The organism is Bradyrhizobium sp. AUGA SZCCT0176 (assembly GCF_018130145.1).
Taxonomy (GTDB): Bacteria; Pseudomonadota; Alphaproteobacteria; order Rhizobiales; family Xanthobacteraceae; genus Bradyrhizobium.
Genome location: NZ_JAFCMB010000015.1, coordinates 24,256 through 37,979 on the forward strand (window position 1 = coordinate 24,256; position 13,724 = coordinate 37,979).

Sequence of the window (13,724 nt, forward strand, 5' to 3'; positions counted from 1 at the left end):
GCTCGGGTTTCAAAAATGTGCGTTCTTGCGGGGTTCTAGGACAGTCACTCATATAGCGCTAGTTACAAATCAATACCAAGGGTGACCCAAATGAAACTTCTGCATATCGACTCCAGCGTCCTCGGCCCCCACTCCGTCAGCCGCCAGGTTTCCGCCGCCATCGTGGAGCGGCTGCGCCAATCCACCCCCGGCCTTCACGTCAGTTACCGCGACCTGACCCTGACGCCGCTGGCGCATCTGTCGGGCTCGCACCTCGCGGCGGGCCAGGGCGCCACGCCCGAGGCATCGCTGCAGCCGGACCTCGCCGCCGGCCAGGCGGTGCTGGAAGAGTTTCTCGCCACCGACATCGTCGTGCTCGGCGCGCCCATGTACAATTTCACCATTCCGAGCCAGCTCAAGGCCTGGATCGATCGCATATTGGTGGCGGGCAAGACGTTCAAATACAGCGCACAGGGTGTCGAAGGTCTGGCCGGCAACAAGCGGGTCATCGTCGCGATCTCGCGCGGCGGATTTTACGGCCCGGGCACGCCGGCCGCCGTCGGCGAGCACCTGGAGACCTATTTGCGCTGGGTGTTCGGCTTCATCGGCATCGCCAATCCCGAATTCATCTCCGCCGACGGAATCCAGGTCGGTCCTGAGCATCGCGAAAAAGCCGTCGCCGGCGCGCTGAAAGCCGCGGGCAATCTGAACGCAGCCTGAGTTGATGCGTGAGCGGTTGCCGTCACCAGAGCCTTTTCCGTTCCGGTGGAATCGGAACGGGGCTCTAGATTCTTGTTTGACGCGTTTTCTTGACGCGAACCGGTATCCACTTCGCTGGAAAACGCTCTAGGTGCGCGACGGCAGCCGCTCCAATCAGAAAATGCCGTTGATGCGCAGGATCACGACAATCAAGGAGGCCAGGAGACCGACACCCGAAAACAGCGCGACTGAAACAAATTGCGCGGTGTCCGAGTTTTCCGCCGGGGTCGAGGAGATGCCAGTGGTCTTGGGCACGACTGGGCTCACCGGTTGTTGTTTACGAAACGTCCTCGAAATCTCAAGCAGTTGCACGCATGGTTCAATGCGCGTTCTGGCTCAGCGCCAATCCGCCGCAGGTGACACGGGAGCCGGCCAGCGTCCCGCCGGCCGGCTTCGATATTGCCGGGAAATTCGCCCCTACCCCCGATAGATCGGCGCGCCGCTTGGCGAGGCCGTAGCACCCCCGTCGACGAACAATTCCTGCCCCTGGATATGCGCCGCATCGTTGGAGGCCAGGAACAGCACCGTCTTCGAAATGTGATCGGGTTCGCCGATGCGGCCGAGCGGCGTGGTGGCGCCGATGCGCTTCTCGAACGCCTTTTCGGCTTCGGGGGTCGCCAGTGCCGCGCCCCAGATCGGGGTGCGGATCGCACCCGGCGAGACCACGTTGACGCGGATATTGCGCGGCGACAGTTCGGACGCCATCACCCGCGCCATCGCGCGCACGCCGGCCTTGCTTGCCGCGTAAGCGGAGTAGCCGGGATTGCCGAGCACCGAAATCACCGAGCCGTTCAGGATGATTGAGGCGCCATCATTGAGATGCGGTACCGCTGCCTGCACGGTGAAGAACACCGCCGTGATGTTGGTACCGATGACCTTCTCAAAGGTTTCGAGCGTGGCTGATCCAAGCGGCGTGCCGCCGGCAATGCCGGCATTGGCAAACACGACGTCGAGCTTGCCGAATTTCCCAACCGCCTGCTTGATCGCAGCCTCGGTCGCGGCGATGTCGGTGGCGTCGGCGACGATCGCAAGCGCATTTGGCCCGAGTTCTCTGGCGGCGGCCTCCAGCGTCTCCTTGTTGCGCCCGGTGATGGCGACCCGCGCCCCCTCCGCCACGAACAGCTTGGCCGTCGCAAGTCCGATGCCGCTGTTTCCGCCAGTAATGAACGCCGTCTTGTTCGCCAGTCTCACGGGAGCCTCCGATGGTTGCATTATTAAACTAAGTTGCTATCTAGGCCATCTGGTTTTATAATGCAACTACACAAGGCTGTGATCATCCAAAGCGTTTTCGAGCGAAGTGGAGTCCGGTTCGCGTGAAGAGAACGCGTCAAACAAAGAATCCGCGGAGATCGCCATGGTGAAACGCACGAGCTTCGAGAACGACGATTGCCCGATCGCGCGCTCACTGGATGCGATCGGCGACTGGTGGTCGCTGCTGATTATCCGCGAGGCGCTATTCGGCAGCCGCCGCTTCGGTGAATTCCAGAAGAGTCTCGGGCTCGCCAAGAATATCCTGACCGTGCGGCTGCGCGCGCTGGTCGATCAGGGCATCCTCAAAATGGCCCCCGCCTCCGACGGCAGCGCCTATCAGGAATATCTGCTGACGCCGAAAGGCCGCGGCGTGTTTCCGATCCTGGTAGCTTTGCGCCAGTGGAGCGAGGAATTCGACGATCATCCCGACGAGATCGCCACCATCCTGGTCGACAAGGAAAAAGGCCGCCCGGTTCGCAAGCTCGAACTCTATTCGCAAGATGGGCGGCTATTGACCGCGGCCGATACCGCGCTCAAGCCGCGCCCGGGCGCCAAGTCATCACGGAAGCTCAGGTCTATTTCGGCCTGAACAGAAGGCTGCTCACGACAGCTTGCGCTTGCTCCGCAGCCGCAGGTGCTCTTGGGCTTCCAGCAGCGCCATCCCGAGCAAATGGCTGAGGACCTCAAGCCGGTGGCGCTCGGCGAGTTTTGTCAATTCGGCAACGGTCTCCGCGATGAAGGCCACGGCCTCGTCGGGGCCGCCCTCCTCACCTGATTCAACCTCTGGCGATCGCCGATTCCTGCCCGAAGCGGTGCGCTTCCGGCCGCCCCCTGCCTTGCTCAAAAAAAATGCACCCAATCCCATGCAGTATGGACAAGGAATAACCCCTTTGCGGGCGCAACTCTAGGACGCATTTCGCAACTTTTCAGATATAAAGTCGCACTTCAAAGGCCCCTGCTCAGAATCTGTCGATTTGACAGGGGCCGCCTCACCACCCATGTTCGGGTCGAAACGGCGGCCGCGAGTCTCGCGGAACCGGCCTTAATCTTTTCCCGTAAGCTATTGGAATGACATGAATATCGTCATTGTGGAGTCGCCGGCGAAAGCCAAGACGATCAACAAATATTTGGGCGCCTCCTATGAGGTTCTGGCCTCGTTCGGCCATGTTCGCGACCTCCCCGCCAAGAACGGATCGGTCGATCCGGACGCCAATTTTCAGATGATCTGGGAGATCGACCCCAAGGCGGCCGGCCGGCTCAACGATATCGCCAAGGCCCTGAAGGGCGCCGACCGCCTGATTCTCGCAACCGACCCTGATCGCGAGGGCGAAGCGATCTCCTGGCACGTGCTCGAAGTGCTGAAGGAAAAGCGCGCGCTGAAGGACCACAAGATCGAGCGCGTGGTGTTCAACGCCATCACCAAGCAGGCGGTGACCGATGCGATGAAGTCGCCGCGCCAGATCGATGGCGCGCTGGTCGACGCCTATATGGCGCGCCGGGCGCTGGACTATCTGGTCGGCTTCACGCTGTCGCCGGTGCTGTGGCGCAAACTGCCGGGCGCCCGCTCGGCCGGCCGCGTGCAGTCGGTAGCGTTGCGGCTGGTTTGCGACCGCGAACTCGAAATCGAAAAATTCGTGCCCCGCGAATACTGGTCGCTGGTAGCAACGTTGACGACGCCGCGCGGCGACACGTTCGAGGCGCGGCTGGTCGGCGCCGACGGCAAGAAGATCCAGCGCCTCGACATCGGCACCGGCGCTGAAGCCGAAGACCTCAAAAAAGCGATCGAGGCCGCCAACTTCACGGTCTCGACCGTTGAAGCCAAGCCCGCCCGCCGCAATCCGCAAGCCCCCTTCACCACCTCGACGCTGCAGCAGGAAGCCAGCCGCAAGCTCGGCTTTGCGCCGGCGCATACGATGCGGATCGCGCAGCGCCTGTATGAAGGCATCGATATCGGCGGCGAGACCACCGGTCTCATCACCTATATGCGTACCGACGGCGTGCAGATCGACGGCTCGGCCATCACGCAGGCGCGCAAGGTGATCGGCGAGGATTACGGCAACGCCTATGTGCCGGAAGCGCCGCGGCAATACCAGACCAAGGCCAAGAACGCCCAGGAAGCCCATGAAGCGATCCGCCCGACCGACATGTCGCGCCGTCCGACCGAAATGCGGCGGCGTCTCGATACCGATCAGGCCAAGCTCTATGAGCTGATCTGGATCCGCACCATCGCGAGCCAGATGGAATCCGCCGAACTGGAACGCACCACCGTCGACATATCAGCCAAGGCCGGCTCACGCGTGCTGGACCTGCGCGCCAGCGGCCAGGTGGTGAAGTTCGACGGCTTCCTCGCACTCTATCAGGAAGGCAAGGACGACGACGCCGACGATGAGGACAGCCGCCGCCTCCCCGCCATGAGCCAGGGCGAAGCGCTCAAGCGGCAGGACCTCGCCGTCACCCAGCATTTCACCGAACCGCCGCCACGCTTCTCCGAGGCATCGCTGGTCAAGCGCATGGAAGAGCTCGGCATCGGCCGTCCCTCGACCTACGCCTCGATCCTGCAGGTGCTGAAGGACCGCGGCTACGTCAAGCTGGACAAGAAGCGGCTGCATGGCGAGGACAAGGGACGCGTCGTGGTCGCGTTCCTGGAAAATTTCTTTGCGCGCTATGTCGAGTACGACTTCACCGCCAATCTGGAAGAGCAGCTCGACCGCATCTCCAACAACGAGATTTCCTGGCAGCAGGTGCTGAAGGATTTCTGGACCGGCTTCGCCGGCGCGGTCAACGACATCAAGGATATTCGCGTCTCCGAAGTGCTCGATGCGCTCGACGACATGCTCGGCCCGCACATCTATCCGCCGCGCGCGGATGGCGGCGATGTCCGGCAGTGCCCGACCTGCGGCACCGGCAAGCTCAACCTGAAAGCCGGCAAGTTCGGCGCCTTCGTCGGCTGCTCGAATTATCCGGAATGCCGCTACACCCGCCCGCTCGCGGCCGACAGCGAGGCAAGCGCCGACCGCGTTCTGGGCAAGGACCCCGCGACCGATCTCGATGTTACGGTGAAGGCCGGCCGCTTCGGTCCCTACATCCAGCTCGGCGAGCAGAAGGATTATGCCGAGGGTGAAAAGCCCCGGCGCGCCGGTATCCCGAAGAACATGTCGCCCGGCGATATGGAATTGGAACTGGCCCTGAAGCTTCTGTCTTTGCCGCGCGAAATTGGAAAACATCCGGAAACCGGCGAGCCGATCACCGCCGGTATCGGCCGCTTCGGTCCGTTCGTGCGCCACGAAAAGACCTATGCGAGCCTGGAGGCCGGCGACGAGGTGTTCGACATCGGCCTCAATCGCGCCGTGACGCTGATCGCCGAAAAGATCTTGAAGGGTCCGAGCGGCCGCCGCTTCGGCGCCGATCCGGGCAAGCCGATCGGGGAGCACCCGAGCCTCGGCGGTGTCGCCGTGAAGAACGGCCGCTACGGCGCGTACGTGACCGCCGGCGGCGTCAACGCCACGATCCCGAGCGACAAGACGCCGGACACCATTACACTCGCCGAAGCCATCGCTTTGATCGACGAACGCGCGGCCAAGGGCGGCGGCAAGCCGAAGCGTGGCGCGAAGAAAGCCGCACCGAAGAAGAAAGCCGCCAAAGCCCCTGTTGATCCAGACGCACCGAAGCCCGCCAAGAAGGCCGCGGTGAAGAAGGCTGCGGCGAAGCCGAAATCGGAAGCCGTCAGCAAGGCGCGCGCGCCGGTCGCGTCTGCGGCAAAGACGTCAGCAGCAAAGCCTGCAGCAGCACCCAAAACGCCTGCGAAGAAAAGCGCGGGCAAGGCCCGGGGATAAGTGAAGAGCAAACACGACAATGGTTTTCCGGCCCGGGACGCCATCGTTGCCTTCATCCGTGCGAATCCAGGCAAGATCGGCACCCGCGAGATCGCCCGCGAGTTCGGCCTGAAGAATGCCGACCGCGTCGAGCTGAAGCGAATCCTGCGCGAACTCGCCGACGAAGGCACCATCGCCAAGCGCGGCCGCAAGGTTCTCGAGCCCGCCGCGCTGCCGCCGACCGTGATGGCCGACATCACCGGCCGCGATACCGACGGCGAGCTGCTCGCCACCCCCACCGAATGGGATGAAGAGGAATTCGGCGCGGCGCCGAAGATCCGCATCCATGTTCCGCGTCGTCCGCAACCGGGCACCGCCGCCGGGGTCGGCGACCGTGCGCTGCTCCGCGTCGAGAAGACCGACGACACCGCTGGCACGCCCTATCGCGGGCGTGTCATCAAGGTCATCGACCACGCCCGCACCCGCCTGCTCGGCATTTTTCGAAAGCTGCCCAATGGCGGCGGAAGGATGATTCCTGTCGACAAGAAGCAGGCCGGGCGCGAATTGAACATCGCAAGCTCAGACACCGGCGGCGCCGAGGATGGCGATCTCGTCAGCGTCGATCTCGTGCGGACGCGCGGCTACGGCCTTGCGTCCGGCAAGGTAAAGGAGCGGCTCGGTTCGCTCGCGACCGAGAAAGCGGTCAGCCTGATCGCGATCCACGCCCACGACATTCCGCAAGCCTTCACGCCATCCGCGTTGCACGAAGCCGAGGAGGCAAAGCCGGCGATACTCAAGGGTCGCGAGGACTGGCGCGAAGTACCGCTCGTCACCATCGATCCGCCCGACGCCAAGGACCATGACGACGCCGTTCATGCCGCACCCGATGACGATCCGAACAACAGGGGCGGCTACATCGTCCATGTCGCGATCGCCGATGTCGCGTTCTATGTGCGGCCGGCCTCGGCGCTCGATCGCGACGCGCTGACGCGCGGCAATTCGGTGTATTTCCCGGACCGCGTGGTGCCGATGCTACCCGAGCGCATCTCCAACGATCTGTGCTCGCTGGTGCCGGGCGAGCCGCGCGGCGCGCTCGCGGTGCGGATGGTGATCGGACCTGACGGCCGCAAGCGCTCGCACAGTTTTCACCGCGTGCTGATGCGTTCCGCCGCCAAGTTGAACTATGCGCAGGCGCAGGCCGCAATCGACGGCCGCCCCGACGACACGACTAGCCCCCTGCTCGAACCGATCCTCAAACCGCTCTATACGGCCTATGCACTGGTAAAGCTGGCGCGTGACGAGCGTGATCCCTTGGATCTCGATCTGCCCGAGCGAAAAATCCTGCTCAAGCCCGACGGCACCGTCGATCGCGTCATCGTCCCCGAGCGGCTCGATGCGCACCGGCTGATCGAGGAGTTCATGATCCTCGCCAACGTCGCCGCCGCCGAAATGCTGGAGAAGAAGGCGCTGCCGCTGATCTACCGCGTGCACGACGAGCCGAGCCAGGAGAAGGTTCATAACCTGCAGGAATTCCTGAAGACGCTCGACCTGCCGTTTGCGAAAGCTGGTGCGTTGCGCCCCGCCCTGTTCAATCGCGTGCTCGGCCAGGTCCGCGGCGAGGATTATGAGCCGCTGGTCAATGAAGTGGTGCTGCGCTCGCAGGCGCAGGCGGAATATTCGGCGGAGAATTATGGCCATTTCGGCCTGAACCTGCGGCGCTATGCGCATTTCACCTCCCCGATCAGGCGATACGCCGATTTGATCGTGCATCGCGCGCTAATCCGCGCGCTCGGCCTCGGCGAAGGCGCGCTGCCGGACACCGAAACGCTGGAAACGCTGAGCGAAGTCGCCGCACAGATATCGGTCACTGAACGCCGCGCCATGAAGGCCGAGCGCGAGACCGCCGACCGGCTGATCGCGCATTTCCTCGCTGACCGCATCGGTGCGACGTTCCAGGGCCGCATTTCCGGCGTCACCCGCGCCGGACTGTTTGTGAAGTTGTCCGATACCGGCGCCGACGGGCTGATCCCGATCCGCACGCTCGGAACCGAATACTTCAACTATGACGAGACGCGCCATGCGCTCGTCGGCTCACGCAGCGGTGCCATGCACCGGCTGGGGGACGTTGTCGACGTACGTCTGGTAGAAGCAGCACCTGTAGCTGGCGCGCTGCGGTTCGAGTTACTATCTGAAGGCAAGGTCATTCCGCGCGGCAGAAAACAGGGCGGCCGCCGCGAAGGTTCGAAACCGCCGGTCACGTCATCGAAGACGCGTCCGGGCCGCAGCCCGCATCCGAAAGATAGCAATTCCGGTAAAGGCAAGCCCGGCAAATCGAAGAGAGGCAAGTCATGGAAACGGTGAGCCCCGCGACGACAGTCTGGACCAGGGAATCCGTGAAGGGCGAAAAGCGTGATCTCTGGACCGCGATGAAGCGCGGCTTCATGTGCCGTTGCCCGCGTTGCGGCGAAGGCAAGCTGTTTCGGGCGTTCCTGAAGGTCGACGACCATTGCAAGACCTGCGGGCTCGATTACACGCCGCACCGCGCCGACGATCTGCCGGCCTATCTCGTGATCGTCATCGTCGGCCACATCGTGGTACCGGTGGTGCTGTGGGTGGAAACCAATTATTCACCGGCGATCTGGCTGCAGATGGCGATCTACCTGCCCTTCACCTTCCTCTCGTCGCTGTTGCTGCTGCAACCGGTCAAGGGCGCCGTGGTCGGCTTCCAATGGGCGCTGCGCATGCATGGCTTTGACGAAAATGCCCCTAGCGACATTCCGCCGGTCTAGCTAAACCAAGAACAACAAGAGACTGAACGGGGATGGAATGACCGAAGCAGCGCCTGCAATCGTCGAAGGAAAAGAAGCTGATCACCATCCCTACTTCCGACCGAAGGACGCCGCGACGCTGATCCTGATCGACCGGAGCGGCGACAAGCCGAAGGTGCTGGTCGGCAAACGCCACGACAATGTGGTGTTCATGCCGGGCAAGTACGTTTTCCCCGGCGGCCGCGTCGACAAGGCTGACAACCGCATTCCCGTTGCCGCGCCCATCACCGGCGAGCTCGAAGCCAATCTGCTGAAGGGCAGCCCGAAGATCGCGCCGTCGCGCGCACGTGCGCTGGCGGTAGCAGCGATCCGCGAAGCCTGCGAGGAAACCGGTCTCTGCCTCGGCCGCAAGGTCGAGAAGCCCGTCAAACTCGAAGGCGCCTGGCAGCCGTTCTCGGATGCCGGCCTGCTGCCCGATCCGTCCAGCCTGTTCCTGATCGCACGCGCGATCACCCCGCCCGGCCGCGTCCGCCGTTTCGACACCCGCTTCTTCACCGCCGACGCATCGGCAATCGCCCACAAGGTCGAGGGCGTGATCCACGCCGACGCCGAACTGGTGGAGCTGGTTTGGGTCGAGATCGGCTCCAAACCGCTCGCCGATGCGCATGCCATGACCAAGAACGTGCTCGCCGAACTCGACCGCCGCCTCGCCACCGGCCCGCTGCGCCACGACGCCCCGGTGCCGTTCTTCCATTTCTACGGCGGCAAGATGCAGAAGGACGTGCTGGGGGCGTAGGGCTCGGCTCTCACAGCGTCATTGCGGGCGAAGCGAAGCAATCCATCTTTCCCCGTGCGGAGATGTGGATTGTTTCGCTTCGCTCGCAATGACGGTATTGGCGGCGTAGAATCCTTCTCTCCCGATCCCTTAAATTGCAAGATTCTTCCCGTCTCGCCCGATGGCGCGGCCTTCACCCATGCCTATCTCTTTCGTCAACAGCAACGAACACGGAAACGGGGCGATGGCACAACGGCAACTCAAGCTCGGCGCGTTCATGCGGCCGGTTTCTATCCACACCGGCGCGTGGCGCTATCCCGGGGCTTGGCCGGACGCCAACTTCAATTTCCCGCATATCAAGAAACTGATTCAGAAACTCGAAGCCGGCAAGTTCGACGCCTTCTTCATGGCCGACCATCTGGCCGTGCTGAACATGCCGGTCAATGCGCTCAAGCGCAGCCACACCGTGACCTCGTTCGAACCGTTCACGCTGTTGTCGGCGCTGGCCGGCGCCACCGAGCATATCGGCCTGATCGCGACGGGTTCGACCACGTTCGACGAGCCCTATCACGTCGCGCGGCGCTTCGCCTCGCTCGATCACATCAGCAATGGGCGCGCGGGGTGGAACATCGTCACCACCTCCAACCCGGACGCCGCGCTGAATTTCGGGCTCGACGATCACATGGAGCACGCGGAGCGCTACAAGCGCGCGCGCGAATTCTATGACGTCGTCACCGGCCTGTGGGATTCCTTTGCCGACGACGCCTTCGTGCGCGATGTCGAATCCGGCCTCTATTTCGATCCCGCCAAAATGCACGTGCTCAACCACAAGGGAAAATATCTGAGCGTGCGCGGCCCTCTCAACATCGCCCGCCCCGTGCAGGGCTGGCCGCTGATCGTGCAGGCCGGTGCATCCGACGACGGCCGGCAACTCGCGGCAGAGACGGCGGAGGCCGTGTTCACCGGCGGCGGCTCTCTCGCCGATGCCCAAAAACTCTATGCCGACATCAAGGGGCGGATGGAAAAAATCGGCCGCAATCCCGAGCATCTCGTCATCCTGCCGGGCGCCTTCGTCGTGGTCGGCGACAGCGTCGATGAGGCAAAGGAGAAGCGCGCAAAGCTCGACAGCATGGTGCATTACGACAGCGCCATCGCCTCGCTGTCGGTTCAGCTCGGCACCGACGCCTCCGGTTTCGATCCAGACGGACAATTGCCTGACATCCCCGAGACCAATGCCAGCAAGAGCGGCCGCCAGCGCCTGGTCGATGTCGCGGCGCGCGACAAGCTCACCGTGCGCCAGCTCGCCCAGCGCGTCGGCGGCTATGGCGGGCTCTCCTTCGTCGGCACGCCGGTGACGATCGCCGACCAGATGGAGGAGTGGCTGACGAGCCGCGGCAGCGACGGTTTCAACATCATGTTCCCGTTCCTGCCTGCCGGCCTCGACGATTTCGTCGACAAGGTGGTGCCGGAACTGCAAAAGCGCGGGATTTTCCGCAAGGAGTATGAGGGCAAGACCCTACGGGAGAATTTGGGGCTGCCGAGGCCGAAAAACCGGTTCTTTGAGGGTTAATTGCCCGGATTCATACCGGTATTTGCCCTGGAAACCTTGACTTTGGGCGATCAGAAGCTAGGTTGCCCGGCAAATGCGGGCCGATTTGGCCGGCACCCGATTTTCACACATCAAGGGTTCTGAACAATGGCCAAAGCGGTCACCATCAAGGTCAAGCTCGTTTCCACGGCGGACACCGGCTTCTACTACGTCGCCAAGAAGAACTCGCGCACCATGACCGACAAGCTGGTCAAGAAGAAGTACGACCCGGTCGCGCGCAAGCACGTCGAGTTCAAGGAATCGAAGATCAAGTAAGCGTTCGAAACGCTGCTGTCTGACTTGAACGGGGCCTCACGGCCCCGTTTTCGATTCCGGGTTCGTGTCCTGGACACGGTGCAGCGTGCAACGCTGCTCCGCAAAGCCGGGACCCAGAAAAGCAACACAGTGCGATGCCGACACATGGGCCCCGCTCTGCAGCGCACCGCTGAAGAAGCGCTGCGCTGCGTCCGGGGCACGAGAGCTGAGTTGACTCCTGCCGCCATCGTCAGAGACGCTATAGGTGCCCGAGGGATTTTCGGATGGGGGAAGTGAGAACGCAGCTGGTTGTCCTGCTCGCAGGCTTGGTGGGTTTCGCGGTTGGAGCAGCTATGCTTGGATTCGCGGCTCTATCTATCGGGATCTTGTTTCTCGGTCTCGTACCAGGAGGTATTCACGGTGGTAATTGGACCGTCCTTGTGCTCTTCGGAACCCTAGTTGGCCTTGGAGTGGGTGGAGTGGTGGGGGCCAAGGGAGCGGTCCGCCTCGCCAAATCCTGGCGCCGTTAGAAGGAATAGCCTTGGTGCCGTCAAATGCGGCCCTGTTTCGATTCTACGCCGCTTTCACCAATGGCGGTTCGCTTGGTCTGATCAGCGCGAACGCCACCTGGATGATACCGCCGGCCAGGCCCAGCGCGACACCGATCCGCCACGCCATGGTGTAGGAGCCGAGCTGGTCGTAGATCAGCCCGCCGCCGTAAGCGCCGAGGAACGAGCCGAGCTGGTGGCTCATGAAGGCGAGGCCCTGGATCATCGCCTGCCATTTCAGGCCGAACATTTCGACGACGGCGCCCGCCACCAATGGGCCGACGCCCATCCAGAGGAAGCCCATGATCGCGCCGAACAGCAGCGTGGTCGCCGGCGTTGCCGGCAGCATGAAGTACCAGGCGAGCGCGATCGAGCGGACGATGTAGATGCCGCCGAGCAGCGCAAGCTTGTTCCAGCGCTGGCCGGCCCAGCCGAAGAACAGGCTGCCCAGCACGTTGAAGCCGCCGATCATGCCGAGCGTCTGCGCGCTCAGCATCGGATCGAGGCCGCAGATCAAAAGATAGGACGGCAGATGCGTGGTGAGGAACACGAGCTGCATGCCGCAAACGAAATAGGCGCAGGTCATCACCACGAACGATGCGTTGCCGAACGCGATCTTTGCGGCGGTTGCAGCCGAAGCGTCGCCGATGTCGTCGACCGCCTTGGGCGGCAGCGGGATCTTGTCGGCCCTGCCCGCGTACCAGGCCGCCGGCAGCATGAACAGCGACAGGATCACAAAGCCGGCGACGCCGGCGCGCCAGCCAAAACCTTCATTCAACATCTGCCCGATCGGCGCCGACACCAATGCGCCGAGCGATCCTGCCGCCGAGACCATGCCCATCACGGTGCTGCGCACGGTGGCCGGCACGGCGCGCGCCGCCACCGACATCGCAATCGCATTGGCCGTGCAGGCCAGCGAGAAACCGATCAACACACCCGCGCCGATCAGGATCGGGATCATCCCCTGCGCGGTCGCCATCAGGGCAAGGCCCACGATGTACAGCAGCGAGCCCGCGATCATGATCGGGCGGAAGCCGTAGCGCACCGTCAAGGCGCCGGCGACTGGTTGCAGGAAGCCCCAGGCGAGGTTTTGCACGGCAAGCGCCAAGGTGAAATCCGACACCGAAATTCCGATGTCCTTCGTCAGCGGCTGCATGAAAATACCAAAACTCTGCCGCAGGCCCATGCTCAAGGTCAGCATCAGCGAGGCGCCGATCAGGATGGGGAGCGTTGGGCGCAGGATTTGCAGCAGGGCCATTGTTTTTATTCTCCCTAGCGGCCGCGATTCAAAAGCCGCGTCCTGCAACTGGCACCTGAAATAGGTACACAGACCTGTGTAACTAGTCTATAAGGGCTCCCGACTGTCAAGGCGGAAGGATATCGCGCGCACGCATGGCACCCCTGCCCGCCAAACCGGCGATGAAGGACCGGATACTCGAAACCGCGGATAGACTGTTCTATCTGCAGGGGATTCGTGCGGTCGGCGTCGATACCATCGCGGCCGAAATCGGCATCAGCAAGCGCACGCTGTACAACCACTTCCCCTCCAAGGATGCGTTGATATCGGCCTATCTGGCACGCCGCTGCGTGCAGCCTCGACCGTCAGACAAGCCACCCGTCGAACAGATTCTCGGCACCTTCGATGCGCTGGAGCGGCGCTTTGCAGCCAGGGATTATCGTGGCTGCCCGTTCGTCAACGCGGTGGCCGAACTCGGCGGCGAGGATAAATCCGTCCGCAAGATCGCAATCGCGTTCAAGGAAAGCCGCCGTCTCTGGTTTCGCGATCTGCTGGTGCAGCTCGGCGCCGCCGACGCGGAAGGCCTTGCGACGCAGCTAGCGTTGCTGGTCGACGGCTCGATCGCGCAGGATCTGGTGCGCAACGATCCGGCGATGGCGAGAGCGGCGAAAGCGGCCGCAACGGTGTTGCTGGCGAATGCGGGAGTGCAGGTCGGTGGGGCCGCGCAAATGCCGCAAGTAAAAACACGGTGA

The 13,724-nt window shown here is 63.1% G+C and carries 13 protein-coding genes; 9 read left to right on the forward strand and 4 right to left on the reverse strand.

Going from position 1 to position 13,724, the window contains the following annotated elements:
* Window positions 1–90 precede the first annotated feature (90 nt).
* Window positions 91–699, forward strand: a complete 609-nt coding sequence (locus JQ600_RS27100; protein WP_212266278.1) for an FMN-dependent NADH-azoreductase — start codon at window positions 91–93, stop codon at window positions 697–699.
* 153 nt (window positions 700–852) lie between these two features.
* Here the strand turns inward: JQ600_RS27100 and JQ600_RS27105 are convergent, their stop codons facing one another.
* Window positions 853–993, reverse strand: a complete 141-nt coding sequence (locus JQ600_RS27105; RefSeq protein WP_212266344.1) for a hypothetical protein — start codon at window positions 991–993, stop codon at window positions 853–855.
* A gap of 162 nt (window positions 994–1,155) precedes the next feature.
* A complete protein-coding gene (locus tag JQ600_RS27110; RefSeq protein WP_212388182.1) occupies window positions 1,156–1,929 on the reverse strand; it encodes an SDR family NAD(P)-dependent oxidoreductase in 774 nt (257 codons plus the stop codon).
* Between the two features lie 163 nt (window positions 1,930–2,092).
* Between JQ600_RS27110 and JQ600_RS27115 the strand changes: the two genes are divergently transcribed.
* A complete protein-coding gene (locus JQ600_RS27115; protein ID WP_212388179.1) occupies window positions 2,093–2,578 on the forward strand; it encodes a helix-turn-helix domain-containing protein in 486 nt (161 codons plus the stop codon).
* A gap of 12 nt (window positions 2,579–2,590) precedes the next feature.
* Here the strand turns inward: JQ600_RS27115 and JQ600_RS27120 are convergent, their stop codons facing one another.
* Complete coding sequence (locus JQ600_RS27120) at window positions 2,591–2,734, reverse strand: hypothetical protein (RefSeq protein WP_192733705.1); 144 nt, start codon at window positions 2,732–2,734, stop codon at window positions 2,591–2,593.
* A gap of 328 nt (window positions 2,735–3,062) precedes the next feature.
* Here JQ600_RS27120 and topA point away from each other — a divergent pair, with 328 nt between their 5' ends.
* From topA to rpmG, 6 genes are all read left to right on the forward strand, one after another.
* Window positions 3,063–5,822: a type I DNA topoisomerase gene (gene topA, locus JQ600_RS27125; protein ID WP_212388173.1), complete on the forward strand. Its 2,760-nt coding sequence runs from the start codon at window positions 3,063–3,065 to the stop codon at window positions 5,820–5,822.
* Complete coding sequence (rnr, locus tag JQ600_RS27130; RefSeq protein WP_212490165.1) at window positions 5,823–8,162, forward strand: ribonuclease R; 2,340 nt, start codon at window positions 5,823–5,825, stop codon at window positions 8,160–8,162. It abuts the gene before it with no gap.
* Entirely contained in the window at window positions 8,150–8,590 is a 441-nt protein-coding gene (locus JQ600_RS27135) for a DUF983 domain-containing protein (protein ID WP_212034933.1), read from the forward strand. The genes rnr and JQ600_RS27135 overlap by 13 nt, the downstream gene beginning before the upstream one ends.
* A 37-nt stretch (window positions 8,591–8,627) precedes the next feature.
* Window positions 8,628–9,365, forward strand: coding sequence for an NUDIX hydrolase (locus tag JQ600_RS27140; RefSeq protein WP_212034932.1), 738 nt, complete (start codon window positions 8,628–8,630; stop codon window positions 9,363–9,365).
* Between the two features lie 223 nt (window positions 9,366–9,588).
* Window positions 9,589–10,914, forward strand: coding sequence for an LLM class flavin-dependent oxidoreductase (locus JQ600_RS27145; RefSeq protein ID WP_212388171.1), 1,326 nt, complete (start codon window positions 9,589–9,591; stop codon window positions 10,912–10,914).
* Between the two features lie 126 nt (window positions 10,915–11,040).
* Entirely contained in the window at window positions 11,041–11,208 is a 168-nt protein-coding gene (gene rpmG, locus JQ600_RS27150; RefSeq protein WP_027537094.1) for a 50S ribosomal protein L33, read from the forward strand.
* A gap of 552 nt (window positions 11,209–11,760) precedes the next feature.
* On the opposite strand, the gene JQ600_RS27155 is transcribed toward rpmG, so the two are convergent.
* On the reverse strand, window positions 11,761–12,993 hold the full coding sequence (locus tag JQ600_RS27155; RefSeq protein ID WP_212388169.1) for an MFS transporter: 1,233 nt from the start codon (window positions 12,991–12,993) through the stop codon (window positions 11,761–11,763).
* A 134-nt stretch (window positions 12,994–13,127) separates the two neighbouring features.
* Between JQ600_RS27155 and JQ600_RS27160 the strand changes: the two genes are divergently transcribed.
* The gene (locus JQ600_RS27160) at window positions 13,128–13,724 is read left to right on the forward strand and encodes a TetR/AcrR family transcriptional regulator (protein ID WP_212266264.1); all 597 of its coding nucleotides are present in this window, start codon (window positions 13,128–13,130) and stop codon (window positions 13,722–13,724) included.